We start from the raw sequence: 17282 nt of genomic DNA, 5'->3' as shown, positions 1-17282 counted from the left end.
CGCGCCGTTAATTAACGATACATTCAAGAGGCGTAAAGGTTACGAGTTCAGTCTTCGGTGTCGGCAAGGAGATCCGGACGCCGTTCGCGGGTCCGGGCGAGCGACTGTTCACGCCGCCACGCGGCTACCTTGGCATGATCACCGGACAGCAGGATCGGCGGCACTTCGAGGCCGCGCCAGGAAACGGGCCGTGTGTAGCTCGGCCCCTCGAGCAGTCCGTCGGAAAATGAATCCTCTTGGTGGGATTGCTGATTGCCGAGCACGCCGGGGAGCAGGCGGACCACGGCCTCGACCATGACGAGAACCGCGGCTTCACCGCCGATGAGGACGTAGTCACCGATGCTGACCTCTTCGACGCGAACCCGGCGGGCGGCGTCATCGAAGACGCGTTGATCGATGCCTTCATAACGGCCACAAGCGAATACCAGGTGTTTCTCGGTCGTCCAGCGTTGCGCGGTGGCCTGGGTGAAGGGCACGCCGGCGGGCGTCGGCACCACGAGCAGGGCGTCATCTGGACAGACCTCGTCGAGGGCATCGCCCCAGACCGTCGGCTTCATGACCATGCCCGGCCCACCGCCGTAGGGCGAATCGTCGACGGACTTGTGCACGTCGTGCGTCCAGCGACGCAGATCGTGCACGTCGAGGGAGATCAGGCCCTTGTCGATGGCCTTGCCCAGCAACGCCGTTCGCAGCGGCTCCAGATACTCCGGAAAAATCGTGACGACATCGAGTTTCATGCTGTCCTCTGTCCCGGTGGATCGGCTACTCCGGATCGAGCAGACCCTCGGGTGGATCGATGACGACCAGTTGATCGGCGAGTGCGACCGTCGGAACGATCGCGGTGACGAACGGGATCAGGATCTCCCTGCCGTCATCGGCAGCGCACACCGAAAGCAATTCTCCCGCAGCCGAATGCAGCACCTCGGTGACCTTGCCGACCACGGTGCCATCGGTGAGCTGGACGGTCAGTCCCTCCAACTCGTGGTCGTAGAACTCGTCGGGATCCTCCGACGGCGGCAGCTCCGCACTGTCCACGACGAACAGCGTGCCGCGCAGCGCATCGGCGGCGGTGCGGTCGGAGACGCCGACGAGTTGCAGGAGAAGTCGGCCCGAATGCTCTCGGGCCGACTCCACGGTGAACTCACGGACTTCGCTGGATCGCGCCGCCCGCCCACGCAGCCGCGCACCGGGTGCGAAACGCGCGTCGGGGTCGTCGGTGCGTATCTCGACGACCAGCTCGCCGCGCACACCGTGCGACTTGGCGACCCGGCCTACGACGAGTTCCATTTAGGCGTCGGTATCGACCACGTCGACCCGGATGCCCCGGCCGCCGATGCCGGCGACGAGGGTGCGCAGCGCGGTCGCGGTACGACCGCCGCGACCGATCACCTTGCCCAAGTCATCGGGATTGACGTGCACCTCGACGGTGCGGCCGCGGCGTCCAGTGATCAGCTCGACCCGGACGTCATCCGGGTTGGCGACAATGCCGCGAACCAGATGTTCCACGGCATCGGCGACGACGGCGCTCATGACTGCGCCTCTGTGCCCATGATTCGCTCGCTGCGCTCACTCACGGGTTATTCAGCAGCCTCGGTCTCGGCGGCCTCGTCCTTCTTGGTGGCCTTCTTCTTGGGGGTGACAGCCTCGGCGACCGGCTCGTTGTCGGCGGCGGCCAGCGCGGCGTTGAACAGGTCCAGCTTGGAGGGCTTCGCGGGCTTCACCTTCAGGGTGCCCTCGGCACCCGGCAGGCCCTTGAACTTCTGCCAATCGCCGGTGATCTCCAGCAGCCGCTGCACGGCCTCGGTCGGCTGCGCGCCGACGCCAAGCCAGTACTGCACGCGCTCGGAGTCGATCTCGATCAGCGACGGCTCTTCCTTCGGGTGGTACTTGCCGACGTTCTCGATGGCACGGCCGTCACGACGGGTACGAGCGTCGGCGATGACCACGCGGTACTGCGGGTTGCGGATCTTGCCGAGACGGGTGAGCTTGATGCGAACAGCCATGTGCTGATCTGCCTTTCAGTGGTTGGTCACGGCGCAATTCAGCGACCCACACGGTCTGCGAGCCCGGTTTTGCGCTTGGAGTGTGTGACCGCCGCGCGGTACGTAACCGGAGACGGGCTGACACTTGTCCAGGAAGGACGATGGTCCATTGTGCCAGACCGGTCCCCGCTACCGAAATCGGCGGTGACGCGGCGATGGAATTGCTGGCGCCCAGCCTTGCGCGGGCCACGCTCGGAGGCATTCGCGGCACGAGCAGCGGGGTGGCGAACCTGTTCAGCTGACAATCGACTTACCCGTTCGATAGCACAGCGGCACGACGTCGGAGCGGTATTACGACGCTCGGTCGGCAGCGACTCAGCGCAGATCCACCGTGTTGACGGCGATCGGAACAGGCCCCGGGGCCAAATAGCGCGCACGAGGCGATTCAAGGCGGACGTGCGGCGCAGCACCCGCGATGCCTCGCGAACGGCGGCGGCACGGGCTTTCGGGCTTCGGGCTTCGGGATGTCCTGTCAGTAGTGGAGGGAGGTGCTGCCGCAGGAGACAACCCATTGCCTGTGAGATGCCCGCACGGTATGCGGAGGGTCAGCGGTGGCCGGTGACCGGGTTGTGGGTTTTGACGAGGCGGCCACGCAGCACGACGTATTGGGGAGTGGCGAGGGCGGCGGGGTTGATACGCGGGTCTTCTTGGTAGACAACGAAATCCGCGGGGGCGCCGGCTTCGATGCTCGGGCGGCCGAGCCAGGTGCGGGCATTCCAGGATGCGGCGCCGAGTGCGTCGTGTTTCGACAGGCCCGCACCGGAGAGGGCGGCGATTTCGTCGGCAATGCGGCCGTGGCGGATGGATCCACCCGCATCGGTGCCCGCGTAGATCGGAACGCCCGCATCGTGCGCATGGGCGACGGTGCGGCGCACGCGCGCGTGCAGATCGCGCATATGCGCGGCGTAGATGGGGAATTTGCCTGCGCTGTCGGCGATTTCGGGGAAGGTATCAATATTGATCAGCGTCGGGACCAGTGCGGTGCCGTGTTCGGCCATCAGCTCGATGGTGTCGTCGGTCAGGCCGGTGCCGTGTTCGATACAGTCGATGCCCGCGTTGATCAGGCCGGGCAGCGCATCCTCGCCGAAGACATGAGCCGTCACCCGCGCCCCGTTGGCATGCGCGGCGTCGATCGCCTCCTTCAGGATCGCATCGCTCCACAGCGGTCGCAGATCGCCCACCGAGCGATCGATCCAGTCCCCGACGATCTTCACCCAGCCATCGCCGAACCGAGCCTGTTCGGCGACGATCTCCGGCAGATCGCGCTCATCGTCGAGTTCGATGCCGAGCTCCCGGATATATCGCCGTGGGCGAGCGATGTGGCGGCCTGCGCGGATGATCCGCGGCAACTCCTCATGCTCATCGATGAACTGCGTGTCGATCGGTGCCCCCGCATCGCGCAGCAGCAACGCACCCGCGTCCCGCTCGATCTCGGCCTGCGCGATCGCCCCCTCCCGATCCTCGTTGCCCCCGCCGTAGCGGATCCCGACATGACAGTGCGCATCGACGAGTCCGGGCACGATCCACCCTGTGCCGCACAGTGTTTCGGCCCCCGCGATGGGCTCGAACGACACCAGCCCATCCCGCACCCACAGGTCACGCACCTCGCCATCAGGGAGCACCACACCCCGTAGATGCACAGCAAACCTCCTCGGCGTCGTCGGCACGGTCGCAGCGCGACGCCGAAACGCCCTACTTCTTGGGGAAATTCAGCTTGGACAGGTCGAAACCCTCCAGCCCGGGTGGCAACTGGTCCAACCCGGCGGGCATTCCGGACAGATCCGGCATCCCCGCGGGCATACCGGGCATACCAGGCATGCCGGGGAGCCCGCCGCGCATCTTCGGCGGCGTCGGTCCGCGCCCACCCTTCTTGCCCTTCTTGCCCTTCTTGGTATTGCCGCGGCGCGAACCGGGCAGGCCCATCTGGCGGCCCATCATGGCCATCATCTTCTTGGCGTCGAAGAAACGGTCGACGAGCTGGTTGACCTCGGAGACCTGCACGCCGGAGCCATTGGCGATGCGCAGGCGGCGAGATGCGTTGATGATCTTCGGGTTCGCACGTTCGGCCGGGGTCATACCGCGGATGATCGCCTGCACCCGGTCGAGCTGCTTATCGTCGACCTGGGCCAGCACGTCTTTCATCTGCCCCGCACCAGGGAGCATGCCGAGCAGGTTGCCGATAGGGCCCATCTTGCGGATGGCGAGCATCTGATCGAGGAAGTCCTCGAGCGTCATCTCGCCGCTGCCGATCTTGCGAGCGGCTTCCTCGGCCTGCTGCTGGTCGTAGACCTGCTCGGCCTGCTCGATCAGGCTCAGCACGTCACCCATGCCGAGGATGCGCGAGGCCATCCGGTCCGGATGGAAGACATCGAAGTCCTCGAGCTTCTCACCGGTGGAGGCGAACATGATCGGCGCACCGGTCACATTACGGACCGACAGCGCGGCACCACCGCGGGCATCACCGTCGAGCTTGGTGAGCACGACGCCGGTGAAGCCGACGCCGTCGCGGAAGGCCTCCGCGGTATTGACGGCGTCCTGACCGATCATCGCGTCGAGCACAAATAGCGTCTCGTCGGGCTTGACCGCATCGCGGATGCCTGCGGCCTGCGCCATCAACTCGGCGTCGATACCGAGACGACCGGCGGTGTCGACAATGACCACGTCGTACTGCTTGCTGCGCGCCTCCTCGACACCGGCGTAGGCCACCGCGACCGGATCGGCCGCCGAAATGCCGAGCGGATTCTCACCACCGCCGATGGAGGTACCCGGATGCGGCGCGAAGACGGGCGCACCAGCGCGCTCACCGACCACCTGCAGCTGGGTCACCGCGCCGGGACGCTGCAGGTCGCAGGCCACCAGAAGGGGTTGATGCCCCTGTCCCTTCAGCCATTTCGCGAGCTTGCCAGCCAGGGTCGTCTTACCGGAACCCTGCAGACCGGCGAGCATGATCACCGTCGGCGGGTTCTTGGCGAGGGTCAGCCTGCGGGTTTCTCCGCCGAGGATCCCGATGAGCTCCTCGTTGACGATCTTGACGACCTGCTGGGCCGGATTGAGGGCCGCGGAGACCTCCGCCCCCTTGGCCCGCTCCTTGATCTTGGCGATGAAACCGCGCACCACGGGCAGCGCGACGTCGGCCTCGAGCAGGGCCAAGCGAATCTCGCGACAGGTCGCGTCGATGTCGGCCGGTGACAGACGCCCCTTACCGCGAAGATCCTTGAGGGCACCGGTAAGCCGGTCGGACAGGGATTCGAACACCGATCGCGCTCCTGATCTCGTGGGACGTCACTTGGTATCCCAGGGTAATGGGACTCGCCCCAGCGCGAGCGACGGGCCCAGAGGAGGAAGCGCAGCGTAACCACAGAGGGACCCGCGAGCGCCATAATTGCAAACAGCGTTCGCACAAGGGGTGCTCGCTTCGCGGCGTTATTCCAGCGCGCGGCGGCGCGGTTTGGCGGTTCTGCGGTAGTCGTGGTTCTCCTGCGCAACCATGAAAACCGCCTCCCGACCGGTGAGACCAACCTCGAGGGCCAAGTCGTCGAGCATGGCCCAGTCGGCATCGGTCGGCACATCGTGGGTAGCAACAGTGGTGGCAATTGTCATAGCGGTCACAGCCTGCTGTCCGGACAGGGTCCGGCCGGGCAGCCAGGAGACCACCCACCGATCACCGCCGACGCAACGCGCCATATGCGTGGTCTCGTCACTCGTCATCATCGACGCCGAAACGACTTCAATTGCCACCGACCTGCTCCCCTCATGCTCGCGATAGCCAGACGCTCTGATAGTAGGGTGCGGCGAGCCTGCTGCATATGCTTTCAGCAAATCATGTGCAAATGTCAATCTGCCCGGTCAGGAGCCCGAGTTGGTACCGGGTGGTCCGACTCCCTCCGGTGACTTCGGGGCAGGGCGCGGAACCACGCCCATAACCGCCTTTTCGATGGTTTCGCGACGCTCCGGAATGTCGACGCCGAGGTCGAGACCGAAGGCGTCGACCACCACGGAACCCATGGTCACCACCTTCGCCCAGCGCACATCGGCGCCGCATTGGGCAAATGCCGCGGCCAACCGACTGAGCAGGCCGATCCGGTCCTCGGCGCGCAATTCGAGGACCACCTGGCCGGGGGTCGTGGTCGCCGACCAGATCACCCGGGGCTGTGCCTGCGCATACGGGCTCGGGCGAGCCCCGGTGGACTCGCGCTCCCGCTTCGCCAGCAGCGCCGACAGATCCAGATCGCCCGCGGTCGCCCGGATCAGCTCCTGTCGTAACAGTCCACCGTCCGGCGGATCGCCGAACTTCGGGGAGACCACGAAGCTATTGATGGCGGAGGTACCTTCGCCGCCGACAGTCGCCGAGAGCACGCGCAGCGAATGCACGGCCAGCACCCCAGCGGCATCCGAGAGCAGACCCGGCGTATCCGGCGCGATCACGGTGACCGTGTAGGTGTACTTGCCCTCGCCGGGCCGCAGATCGACGTGCACACCGCCCGCCGCGGCCTTGGCCAGCAGCTCGGGTGCGATCGATTCCGGCTGCGGCAGCTCGCCCCCCGCCATGACCAGGCGGCAGCGGTGCACGAGTTCTCCGATCAGCGAGGCCTTCCAATCGCCCCACACACCGGGTCCGGTGGCCAGCGCATCGGCCTCGGCCAAGGTGTGCAACAGTTCGAGCAGTTGCACGTCGCCGCCGAGGGCATCGACGACGAATTGCACGGTGTCGGGATCGGCCAGATCGCGCCGAGTCGCGGTGTCGGGCAACAACAAATGGTGGCGCACGATGGCGCTGAGCGTTCGCACGTCCGATGGCCACAGGCCGAGCCGTCGCCCGATGTGGGTGGCCAGTTCGGCGCCGACAATGCTGTGGTCACCGGCCCGGCCCTTGCCGATATCGTGCAGCAGCGCACCGAACATCAACAGGTCGGGACGCGCCACGTGGGTGCTCGACACGCTGGCGTAGGCGACTGTCTCCATCAGGTGCCGGTCCACGGTCCAGGTGTGCAGCGCATCGCGCGGCGGCAGGTCGCGCACCGCACCCCATTCGGGGAGGAGCCTGCCCCACAAGCCCGTTCGGTCCAGCGCCTCGACCGCATCGATGACACCGCGACCGGCTCCGAGCAGGATCAACAGGTCGTTGAGCGCATCTTTCGGCCAGGGTTCACGCAGCTCCGGCGCATCCTCGGAGAGTCGATTGAGCGTGGTCGCGGACATCGGCAGCCCCGTCTGCGCCGATGCCGCGGCCACCCGCAGGATCAGTCCGGGATCGCGCTGCGGCCGCGCATCCCGCGCCAACACCACCTCCCCCGCGTGTTCGACCACCCCCTCATCGAGTGGTCGACGAACCGGCATGCGTCGCAGCCGAGCGAGGCCACGACGCGGTAGCGCATTGGCCGCGGTGCGCAGGCCGACATCGACGGAATAACTCACCGTCCGCGCCGAATCGCTCAGTGTGCGAGCGAGATCGAAACGGTCACCGATGCGCAAGGCCGCGCCGATCTCGTCGGCATCCTGGGCGCGCAGCTGATCGCGCGCCCGGCCCGCCACCCGATGCAGCTCCGTGCGAACATCCAGCAAACGGCGCCGCGCATGCTTCAGACCGCCGCCCGGCACGTCCGGCCCGAGCCCCGGCATCGCATCGGTCAGCTGGGCGATGGCCAGCGCGTCGAGCAATTGAATATCGCGCAATCCGCCGCGCCCGTTCTTCAGATCGGGTTCTGCGCGATGGGCGATCGCACCGCTGCGCTGCCATCTGGTCTCGGCCTGTTCGAGCAATTCGTCGAAGCGCGACCGGATTCCGGTCCGCCATTCCCTGCGCACTCCGTCGATCAGCAGATTGCTCAGCTCCATATCGCCGACGATGTGCCTGGCCTCGAGCATGCCAAGGGCCGCGACGAGATCGTCGGAGGCCACCCGCAATGCCTGCGACACGGTGCGTACGCTGTGGTCGAGCTTGATATGCGCGTCCCACAGCGGATACCAGAGCTGATCGGCCACCTCGGCCACCCGCGCCGGATCGACGTCACCGTGCAGCAACACCAGATCCAGATCGGAATACGGCAGCATCTCCTTGCGACCCAGACCACCGACGGCGACCACCGCGAGACCGCTGTCGCGGTCGATGCCGAGTTCGGTGCCCTTGGTCGTCAGCCACAGGTCGAACAGATCGACCAGCGCCGAACGCAGAGATTCCGCGTCCAGCCGCGGATTACGGGGCAGTCCGCCCTCGAGCAATTGATTGCGTGCCCGAACCAAGTCGGTCGCGTCATGAGAGACGTTCGTGCCGACATCGTCGGCTACCCGTCTGCCGTCTTGCTCGTGACTACCCACAAATCACCGTCCATCCACATGCGTACGGCCCCGCCCCGACCGGGCTATCCGGTGGGAGCGGGGCCGCCGCTCGATATCGATTTGCTCGAGTTGGATCGCGACGCTCCCGGGCCCTACGTGGCCACGCTGCGCTACCGCCTCCGGGTCCGTCGCACGCGTCGCGGTTACAGCGCGTCGGTACCGCGTTCGCCCGTCCGCACTCGGATGATCGACTCCACCGGGGTCACCCAGACCTTGCCGTCACCGATCTTGCCGGTGCGGGAGGCCTCGACGATCACCTCGACGACCTTGTCGACCGATGCATCGTCCACGACCACCTCGACCCGAACCTTCGGCACGAAATCCACCGAGTACTCCGCGCCGCGGTACACCTCGGTGTGGCCCTTCTGGCGGCCATAGCCCTGTACCTCGCTGACCGTCATGCCCAGCACACCCGCCTGCTCCAGCCCGGACTTGACGTCCTCCAGAGTGAACGGTTTGACGATTGCGGTGATCAGTTTCATGTCGTCATGCCTCCTTGACGGCGGTACGTGCCGTGCCACCCACAGCAGCGAAATCGTATGCCGTTTCAGCGTGCTCGGATTCGTCCATGCCCACCGACTCGGCTTCCCCGCTGGCGCGCAGCCCAATGGTGAACTTCACGATATAGGCAACGATCAGGGTCGCGATGAAGGAAAACGCAAGTACCGCACCGGCACCGACGGCCTGCCGCCACAGCTGGTCGAAACCGCCGCCGTACAACAGGCCGGTCTTGCCCGCGCCCGCCTCCGGAGCCGCGACCAGGCCGACCATCAGAGTGCCGATAATGCCGCCGACGAGGTGTACGCCGACCACATCGAGTGAATCGTCGAAGCCGAACCTGAACTTCAGGCCGACCGCCAGCGCACAGACCGCACCGGCCACGAAGCCGATCGTCAGGGCTCCGACCACGTTGACCGAGGAACAGGACGGAGTGATCGCGACCAGACCGGCCACCACACCCGATGCCGCACCCAGCGAGGTGGGCTTGCCGTCGCGGAACTTCTCCACCAGCAGCCAGGCCAGCATCGCGGCGCAGGTCGCGAGGGTGGTGGTAATGAAGGTCGAACCGGCCAGACCACCCGAGGTGACCGCCGAACCGGCGTTGAACCCGAACCAGCCGAACCACAGCAGACCGGCGCCCAGCATGACGAATGGCAGGTTGTGCGGACGAAACGGGGTGCTCGGCCAGCCCTTGCGCTTACCGAGGACGAGTACCAGGGCCAGGCCCGCCGCACCGGCATTGATATGGACCGCGGTACCACCGGCGAAGTCGACCGCGAGCAGCTTGTTGGCGATCCAACCGCCCTCGTGCACGATATTGCCGTCGGCATCCTTGACGTCGAAGTCGAAGACCCAGTGCGCGACCGGGAAGTAGACGACTGTCGCCCAGATACCGGTGAACAGCAGCCAGGAGCCGAACTTCAGGCGGTCAGCGACCGCACCCGAGATGAGGGCAACCGTGATGATCGCGAACATCAGCTGGAACGCGACGTATACGGTCGCGGGAATGGTGCCCGCGAGCGGAATGTTCACGGCCTCGGTGGTGACGGTGCCCGCGGCGTCCTTGACCTCGGCAACCGAATTGCCGCCGATCAGACCCTTGAGACCGAAGAACTGCGCCGGATCGCCGATCACGCCGAACTTGTTGTTGCCGAACGCGGTCGAGTATCCGTATAGCGACCACAGCACGCCGACCAGCCCCATGGCGCTGATGCTCATCATGATCATGTTGAGCACATTCTTGGAGCGGACCATGCCGCCATAGAAAAACGCCAGGCCGGGCGTCATCAACAACACGAGCGCTGAACTGGCCAGCATCCAGGCGGTGTCACCGGTGTTCGGTGCGCCGGTAAGGGGAAAAGCCACCTCAATGTCCTCCTCATCTCGGGCCCAGCCGACTCCGGCAATTGGACCTGCACAGAAGGGTCCTTATTCGGTGTTTCATCCGTGATGATGCTGTGTTTCGCCTAAGTGACGCGTGGGGCAGTTGTGTTGCTACCGCGTTTCCTGGCGGTGTTCGATGGCCGCGCTCCGCGCGGCGTGGTTGTGTCCGCGCTGCCTGTCGCCGCCAGTTGGTCAGCCCAAGAGGGCGTCCACGAAGGCCGCGGGTTCGAAGGGAGCCAGGTCGTCGGCGCCCTCGCCGAGGCCGACCAGCTTCACCGGAACACCGAGTTCGTGCTGCACCTGGAAGACGATGCCCCCCTTGGCCGTTCCGTCCAGTTTGGTGAGCACGACGCCGGTGATATCGACGACCTCCGCGAAGACGCGGGCCTGCATGAGACCGTTCTGTCCGACGGTGGCGTCCAGGACCAACAGGACCTCGTCGACCGCGGCCTTCTTCTCCACCACGCGCTTGACCTTGCCGAGTTCGTCCATCAGACCGGTCTTGGTGTGCAGTCGGCCCGCGGTATCGATCATGACGACATCGACGCCGCCCTCGATCCCCGCGCTGACCGCGTCGAAGGCGACGGCCGCCGGATCCGCGCCCTCCCGGCCACGAACCGTATCCGCGCCCACCCGTTCACCCCAGGTCTGCAGCTGATCGGCGGCGGCGGCGCGGAAGGTATCGGCGGCGCCGAGTAGGACCCGGCGTCCGTCGGCGACGAGTACGCGGGCGAGTTTGCCGGTCGTGGTGGTCTTTCCGGTGCCGTTGACGCCGACGACCAGCAGGATCGACGGATGGTCGTCGTGCGGGAGCGCGCGCACCGAGCGGTCGAGTTCGGGGCGCAGTGCCTCGATCAGTACCTCGCGCAGCACGGCGCGCGCCTGTTCGGTATTGCGGACGCTGCGTGTGGCCATTTCCTCGCGCAGCCGATCCACCACCGCGGCGGTGCTCGCGGTGCCGAGATCGGCCAAGACCAGGGTGTCTTCGACCTCTTCCCAGGAGTCGTCGTCCAGGTCGCCGCCGCCGAGCAGGCCGAGCAGGCTCTTGCCGACGGCGTTCTGGGAACGGGACAGACGGCCGCGCAGCCGGACCAAGCGGCCCGCGGTGGGCTCGATGTAGTCCAGGGCAGGGGCGGTGGCCGCGTCGGCGGCGGTGGGTTCGGGGACGGCTTCCACGGAGGCTTGTTCCGGGGTTGCCGCTGGTGCGGTGGTGGCTGCGGGCGGGGCGATGTCCGTTGGCGCGCCGGTGTCGGTCGGCGCGGCGGTTCCGGGGTCCGCGGCGGTGGTGAGGTCCGCAGCCGCGGTGGTGTCCGAGGACGCGGCAGCATCGGCGCTCGTGGGCGGGGCCGGCGCCGCATCCGATTCGACCTCGGTATCCGAATCGACCGTGGCCGTTGTCGATTCGGCCGTGGTGGCGGCGCCATCGGTTTCGACCGAAGGGGGCTCCGTGATTTCGACATCGCCCTCGGGTAGCGGCACATTGGTGATGCCACGCTTCGGCGCGTCACGCGGAATCGCCGCGTCATCACCGATGTGGGGCTGCCCCTCGGTATCGGTTCGCTCGATCGGCGCGGGCTCCGGGCGTGTCGCGGTGGCCGTGCCGCCCTGACTGAAGTTGAAGCCACCCGAGGCCGCGTAACCACCCGACCGGTCGGTCAGTTCTTTGTCGGCGGTGGGTGGCGTCAGCGTGACGCGACGGCGCTTGTACAGGACGAATCCAGCGACAAACGCCACCACCAACAGGGCGGCGACAACGGCGATCAGGATCCAGGCTTCGGAACTCACGCCGACCATCCTTGCAGAACCAGGTCCTGCGCATTACCACAGCGTCCCGGACCCGACACACAGCCCCCGAGATTTCTTGTCCTGCGGAACTTCTCGCGATGAGACAATAATATCGGCGACGTGACCGATCGAAACGTGCTTGGGGGGCCGCTGGAAGAGTGCGGCACCGATCCTCTCACCGGCTTCTACCGGGACGGCTGCTGCAGCACCGGGCCGGAGGATCTGGGCAGCCATACCGTGTGCACCGTCGTCACGGCTGAATTTCTGGAACACCAGGCGTCCATCGGCAACGATCTGAGTACGCCGCGGCCGGAGAACAGCTTCCCGGGCCTGCAGCCGGGGGACCGGTGGTGCGTGGTGGCCGTGCGCTGGTTACACGCCCACGAGGACGGTGTCGCCGCGCCCGTGGTGCTGGCGGCCACCCATGAAAACGCCCTGGAAGTGATCTCGATGGATATTTTGCGCAAATACGCCGTCGACGTACCGGACGACGTGAGCGACCTGCTCTGACTCCGTGCCTCCGTGCCGACCGTCTGTCCAGACCGGTTCCATCCCGGGCAGACGGTCGCCAGGCGGAATCCGGAACATTCTGCCGTCTCGGCGTCATCGCAGCGCATCGGCCAGTGCGGCGCGGGCCGATCGTTGGCGATGCGCCTTCTGGCGGCAGGCCGCGGAACAGTAGCGGGCTGGGCGGCCGGTGCCGGTGGGGCAGATCTCGGTGCCGCAGATCGGACAATGCGACGTTTCGTCACGATGGTCAGTTTCGTTACTAGTTTCGGCCCCGATATCGGGTTTCGTTACGGGCCGGATTGCGGGGTTCGCGCGCATGGCGTCGAGCATGATCGCGACAGCCCGCAACAGCGGTCCGCGCGCCTTCGGCCAGCCGTCATCGGATTGGATGACATCGCAGAGTGTCTGGCTGCGCGGGGCGGAGCTGACCACCTCGGTACAGACCGCGAAGAATGCGGCACCGGGATCCGGCGCGTCGAGAGATTCGACGGCGAGTGTCGCCAGCCGGTCGATGCGCTGTTGCATAACCGCTTCCAGCAGATCGGTTTTCGTGGGGAAGTGTCGATAGACGGTGCCTGCGCCCACCCCGGCCCTGCGCGCGACCTCGGCCAATGAGACCGAGGTGCCGTGTTCGGCGAAGGCGCGTTGCGCGGCGGCCAGCACCAGCGCGCGATTGCGGCGGGCATCGACCCGCGCGGCGACCATGGACGGTTCCGGCGTGGACCGCGAAGCAGAGCCTGCGGCGGATTCGGGCCATTGCCCCGAATCCGCCGATGCTGCGGTCGTTTCCGTCGTAGTGGGTGATACGGGTGCGGCGAGTGTCGTTGAGGCTGGCGAGTACCTTGTTGCCGAAAGATCACCAGACGTGTTGCCTGTGCGGGCCTCTGGATCGCGGCCTTACCTTCAGCTGGCCGCGCCGACCGGGGTGAGGGTCTCCCCGCGCAGTCGTTGACTGATCACCTGGGTAATGCCGTCGCCGCGCATGCTGACACCGTAGAGGGCGTCGGCAATCTCCATGGTCGGCTTCTGGTGGGTGATGACGATCAGCTGACTCTTCTCGCGCAGCTGTTCGAACAGGCCGATGAGACGGCGCAGATTGGTGTCGTCCAGCGCGGCCTCGACCTCGTCCATCACGTAGAACGGCGAGGGGCGGGCGCGGAAGATGGCCACCAGCAGGGCAACCGCGGTCAGCGACTTCTCGCCGCCGGACAGCAGCGATAGTCGCTTGACCTTCTTGCCGGGCGGGCGCGCCTCCACTTCGATACCGGTGGTCAGCATGTCCGACGGGTCGGTCAGCACCAGCCTGCCCTCGCCGCCCGGAAACAGTTTCGCGAAGACGCCGACGAATTCACGCTCGACATCCTCGTAGGCATCGGTGAACACCTGCAGGATGCGCGCGTCCACTTCGGCCACCACATCCAGCAGATCCTTGCGTGCGCTCTTCACGTCCTCGAGCTGAGTGGCGAGGAAGTTGTAGCGCTCCTCGAGCGCCGCGAACTCTTCCAGCGCAAGGGGATTCACCTTGCCGAGGGTGGCGAGGTCCTTCTCGGCGCGTTTGGCGCGGCGCTCTTGAGTCTTGCGGTCGTACGGCATCGGGGCGGGCGCGCTGACCTGTTCGCCGCGCTCCTTGGCTTGCTCGTACTCCTGCCACTCCAGATCCGATGGCGGCATCGGCACATCCGGACCGTATTCGGCGATCAGATCGGCCAGCGCGATGCCGAACTGTTCGGCGATGGTCGCCTCGATCTGCTCGATGCGCAGTGCCGCTTGGGCTTTGGCGACCTCGTCGCGGTGCACGGCGTCGGTGAGTTGGGCCAGCTGGGTGGTCAGCGCGCGGACCCGCTCCTTGACCTGTTCGACCTGGGCAGCGCATTCGGTGCGGCGGCGTACCAGTTCGTCGCGGCGCGCACCCGCCTGCGCCACAACGGATTCCAGTTCGGCGGCGACCTTGGCACCGGATTCGGCAACGGCGGCGGCGACTTCGGCGGCCTGTCTGCGCGCGGCCTGTGCGCGTTCGGCGCGCGCCCTGGTCTCGCGTTCGGCGCGCGCGGCCCGGCGCAACGAATCCGCTTTGCCGCGAACCGATTCCGCGCGTTCCTCGGAGGTGCGCACAGTCAAGCGGGCCTCCACCTCCATGGACCGTGCCTCGGCCAGTGCGGCGGCGGCCTCCTCGCGCTCGCGGCCGGCGGATTCGGTGCCAGCCGCGCCCATGCCGTCGTCGACCTCGGATTCGAGTTCGATGCGGCGCAGCCGTTGTTCGAGATCGGCCAGCGCCGCCAGTGTCTCTTCCCGACCGGACTCGGTTTCCGCGCGCTGGGCGGTGAGCCGGTCGATATCCGTTTGGGCCGTGCGGGCCATCTCGCCGAGCCTGCCGAGGCGGTCGTAGATCACGACCAGGGCCTGATCGGATTCGTGCAGTGCGAGCAGTGCGTGATCGACCGCATCCTTGCGATCGGCTTGTTCGGCCAACGCACCGGACAGGGCCGCCTCCAGTTCTTCGGCGCGGCGTTGCGCTGCGACCAAATCGGCCTTGGCGGCATCGATATCGGCCTGGATCTCCAGCTGACTCGGTGCGCGATCGGATCCGCCGAGCACCCAACCGGTTCCGGTGAGATCGCCGTCGCGGGTGACCACGCGCAGTTCCGGCCGGGCCCGGACCAGTTCGGCTGCGGCGGCGAGATCGTCGACCACGGCGACACCGGCGGTCAGCGCCGCAATGGCGGCGCGAACGTTGTCCGGTCCGTCGACCACAGCGGCCAGCCAGCGCGCCCCGCCGGGCAATACACCGTTGGGCGTGATCGACGCGGCCGCGGCATCGAAGACGAGCGCGGCCCGACCACCATCGGCCTCCTTCAACGCCCGCACCGCGGTATGCGCGGAATCTCCGGTGTCGGCGGCAACGGCGTCGGCGAGCGGGCCGAGGGTCGCGGCGACAGCGGCCTCGAAACCACCGTGCACCCGGATCAGCCCGGAAAGCGGACCGAGCAGGCCCTGCGCGCGATTCTCGACCAACCAGGCGGCGCCGTCCTTGCGCGCCAAGCCCATCCCCAATGCTTCGATGCGGGCGCTCAGCGACGCGACCCGCTTGCTCGCGTCGCGATCCTGTTCGCGCAGTTCGGTCACGCGCTGATCGGCCAGTTCGAGGGCCTGCACCGCGTGCTCGTGCTGGGCGTCCAGACCAGCCTCACCGGCCTCGAGTTCACCGAGTTCGGCTTGGCCCGCCTCGAATTCGGCCTGGGCCGCCTCGCCGCGCTGGCGGGCCTCACCGATGGCGACGGTGAGCCGGGTGACCTCCGCATCCACCGACTGGGATCGGGTGCGCAGGGTTTCGACCTGACCGGACAACCGGGCCAACCCCTCACGCCGGTCGGCGATGGCGCGCACCGCGGCCAGATGCGCCTGTTCGGCGGCCTTCGCGGCCTGCTCCCGTTCGGCGAGTGCCTCGCGCGCGGCCTCCAGGGTCTCGGCCGCGATTTCGACCGCTTCGCGCAGTTCGGCCTCCTCGGCTTCCACCCGTTCGGCCTCTGCCTCGAGCTGCTCCGGATCACGACCGCTGCCGACGGGCAGTTCGGTATGCAGGTTGCGGGCGCGGTCGCCCGCGATTCGGATGGTCGCATTGACCCGCTCGGCCAGCGCGGACAGCTGGAACCAGATCTGTGCGGCGGCCTCGGCGCTCGGGTTCAGCCGGGACAGCTGGAATTCCTGCTGCACCAGTGCGGCATTCGCGGCATCGAGTTCGGTCTGCACCGTGATCTGCTGTTCGCGCGCGTACGCCTCTTTGCTCTGCTGACTCTCCAGCTCGTTGCGCCGGGTGACCAGGTCGTCGGCGGCCAGGCGCAGACGCGCGTCGCGCAGATCGGCCTGTACGGTCTGGGCGCGGCGGGCCACCTCGGCCTGTCTCCCGAGCGGTTTGAGTTGGCGGCGCAGCTCGGTGGTGAGATCGGTGAGGCGGGCCAGGTTGGCCTGCATCGCCTCCAGTTTGCGGACCGCCTTTTCCTTGCGCTTGCGGTGCTTGAGCACACCGGCGGCCTCTTCGACGAAGGCACGGCGGTCCTCGGGGCGCGATTCCAGGATGGCCGAGAGTTGGCCCTGTCCGACGATGACGTGCATTTCCCGGCCGATGCCGGAATCGCTGAGCAGTTCCTGCACATCCATCAGGCGGCAGGAGCTGCCATTGATCTCGTATTCACCCGCGCCGTCGCGGAACATGCGCCGGGTAATGGAGACCTCGGCGTAGTCGATCGGCAGCGCACCGTCGGAGTTGTCGATGGTCAGCGTCACCTCGGCGCGACCGAGCGGCGCGCGTCCGGAGGTACCGGCGAAGATGACGTCCTGCATCTTGCCGCCGCGCAGCGCCTTCGCACCCTGCTCGCCCATCACCCAGGTGAGCGCGTCGACGACATTGGATTTGCCCGAGCCGTTCGGGCCGACCACACAGGTGATGCCCGGCTCGAACCGCAAGGTCGTCGCGGACGCGAAGGACTTGAAACCCTTCAACGTCAGACTCTTCAGGTGCAAATTCGACGCCCCTTCCCTGCCCGCGGTCGGACACTTCGTCGTCCCATAGGAGGGCGACCAGTCATGGTATCCGTCGAGCATCGGTTACCCGGTAAGCGGGCGGACACCGCTCGGCCACTTCGGTAGGTTATCGATTCGGCGCCCACCATCCCGCATTTCGGCGACCTCGCGCATGGTCTCCTCGGGTCCGGCGGAGGCGAGCGCAAC

At 66.9% G+C, this 17282-nt stretch carries 14 protein-coding genes; 1 reads left to right on the top strand and 13 read right to left on the bottom strand.

Features of this window, described 5'->3' with window-relative positions:
• Positions 1-47: 47 nt before the first annotated feature.
• The 11 genes from trmD to ftsY form a co-directional block, all read right to left on the bottom strand.
• A complete protein-coding gene (trmD, locus tag AB0L63_RS12680) occupies positions 48-737 on the bottom strand; it encodes a tRNA (guanosine(37)-N1)-methyltransferase TrmD (protein ID WP_364498770.1) in 690 nt (229 codons plus the stop codon).
• A gap of 25 nt (positions 738-762) precedes the next feature.
• Positions 763-1287 carry a ribosome maturation factor RimM gene (gene rimM / locus AB0L63_RS12675; RefSeq protein ID WP_364498768.1) on the bottom strand — a complete coding sequence of 175 codons (525 nt, stop codon included), beginning with the start codon at positions 1285-1287 and terminating at the stop codon, positions 763-765.
• Entirely contained in the window at positions 1288-1530 is a 243-nt protein-coding gene (locus tag AB0L63_RS12670) for an RNA-binding protein (RefSeq protein WP_040693288.1), read from the bottom strand.
• A 47-nt stretch (positions 1531-1577) separates the two neighbouring features.
• Complete coding sequence (gene rpsP / locus AB0L63_RS12665; protein ID WP_364498765.1) at positions 1578-2003, bottom strand: 30S ribosomal protein S16; 426 nt, start codon at positions 2001-2003, stop codon at positions 1578-1580.
• 584 nt (positions 2004-2587) lie between these two features.
• Positions 2588-3682, bottom strand: a complete 1095-nt coding sequence (locus tag AB0L63_RS12660; protein ID WP_364498762.1) for an amidohydrolase family protein — start codon at positions 3680-3682, stop codon at positions 2588-2590.
• Between the two features lie 52 nt (positions 3683-3734).
• Entirely contained in the window at positions 3735-5297 is a 1563-nt protein-coding gene (ffh, locus tag AB0L63_RS12655) for a signal recognition particle protein (RefSeq protein ID WP_364498760.1), read from the bottom strand.
• 168 nt (positions 5298-5465) lie between these two features.
• Entirely contained in the window at positions 5466-5780 is a 315-nt protein-coding gene (locus tag AB0L63_RS12650; RefSeq protein ID WP_364498758.1) for a hypothetical protein, read from the bottom strand.
• A gap of 108 nt (positions 5781-5888) precedes the next feature.
• A complete protein-coding gene (locus AB0L63_RS12645) occupies positions 5889-8357 on the bottom strand; it encodes a [protein-PII] uridylyltransferase (RefSeq protein WP_364498756.1) in 2469 nt (822 codons plus the stop codon).
• Between the two features lie 164 nt (positions 8358-8521).
• A complete protein-coding gene (locus AB0L63_RS12640; protein WP_040868325.1) occupies positions 8522-8860 on the bottom strand; it encodes a P-II family nitrogen regulator in 339 nt (112 codons plus the stop codon).
• Positions 8861-8864: 4 nt separating this feature from the next.
• Positions 8865-10244, bottom strand: coding sequence for an ammonium transporter (locus AB0L63_RS12635; protein ID WP_364498752.1), 1380 nt, complete (start codon positions 10242-10244; stop codon positions 8865-8867).
• A gap of 210 nt (positions 10245-10454) precedes the next feature.
• Entirely contained in the window at positions 10455-12056 is a 1602-nt protein-coding gene (ftsY, locus tag AB0L63_RS12630; protein WP_364498749.1) for a signal recognition particle-docking protein FtsY, read from the bottom strand.
• A gap of 111 nt (positions 12057-12167) precedes the next feature.
• Here ftsY and AB0L63_RS12625 point away from each other — a divergent pair, with 111 nt between their 5' ends.
• Positions 12168-12557: a DUF2237 domain-containing protein gene (locus AB0L63_RS12625; RefSeq protein WP_364498746.1), complete on the top strand. Its 390-nt coding sequence runs from the start codon at positions 12168-12170 to the stop codon at positions 12555-12557.
• 93 nt (positions 12558-12650) lie between these two features.
• Here AB0L63_RS12625 and AB0L63_RS12620 read toward each other — a convergent pair whose 3' ends face one another.
• Both AB0L63_RS12620 and smc read right to left on the bottom strand, forming a co-directional pair.
• Positions 12651-13262, bottom strand: a complete 612-nt coding sequence (locus AB0L63_RS12620; RefSeq protein WP_364498743.1) for a helix-turn-helix domain-containing protein — start codon at positions 13260-13262, stop codon at positions 12651-12653.
• Positions 13263-13460: 198 nt separating this feature from the next.
• On the bottom strand, positions 13461-17075 hold the full coding sequence (gene smc / locus AB0L63_RS12615) for a chromosome segregation protein SMC (RefSeq protein ID WP_364498741.1): 3615 nt from the start codon (positions 17073-17075) through the stop codon (positions 13461-13463).
• Positions 17076-17282 lie beyond the last annotated feature (207 nt).

The sequence above is a fragment of the Nocardia sp. NPDC051990 genome (genome assembly GCF_040680755.1).
Classification (GTDB): domain Bacteria; phylum Actinomycetota; class Actinomycetes; order Mycobacteriales; family Mycobacteriaceae; genus Nocardia.
This window is presented reverse-complemented; position numbering and strand designations above follow the sequence as displayed.

Excerpts from the sequence above, each read along its gene's own strand:
- trmD (WP_364498770.1), bottom strand. The coding sequence starts at position 737 with ATGAAACTCGATGTCGTCACGATTTTTCCGGAGTATCTGGAGCCGCTG.
- rpsP (WP_364498765.1), bottom strand. The coding sequence starts at position 2,003 with ATGGCTGTTCGCATCAAGCTCACCCGTCTCGGCAAGATCCGCAACCCG.
- rimM (WP_364498768.1), bottom strand. The coding sequence starts at position 1,287 with ATGGAACTCGTCGTAGGCCGGGTCGCCAAGTCGCACGGTGTGCGCGGC.
- ftsY (WP_364498749.1), bottom strand. The coding sequence starts at position 12,056 with ATGGTCGGCGTGAGTTCCGAAGCCTGGATCCTGATCGCCGTTGTCGCC.
- AB0L63_RS12670 (WP_040693288.1), bottom strand. The coding sequence starts at position 1,530 with ATGAGCGCCGTCGTCGCCGATGCCGTGGAACATCTGGTTCGCGGCATT.
- AB0L63_RS12620 (WP_364498743.1), bottom strand. The coding sequence starts at position 13,262 with ATGGTCGCCGCGCGGGTCGATGCCCGCCGCAATCGCGCGCTGGTGCTG.
- AB0L63_RS12640 (WP_040868325.1), bottom strand. The coding sequence starts at position 8,860 with ATGAAACTGATCACCGCAATCGTCAAACCGTTCACTCTGGAGGACGTC.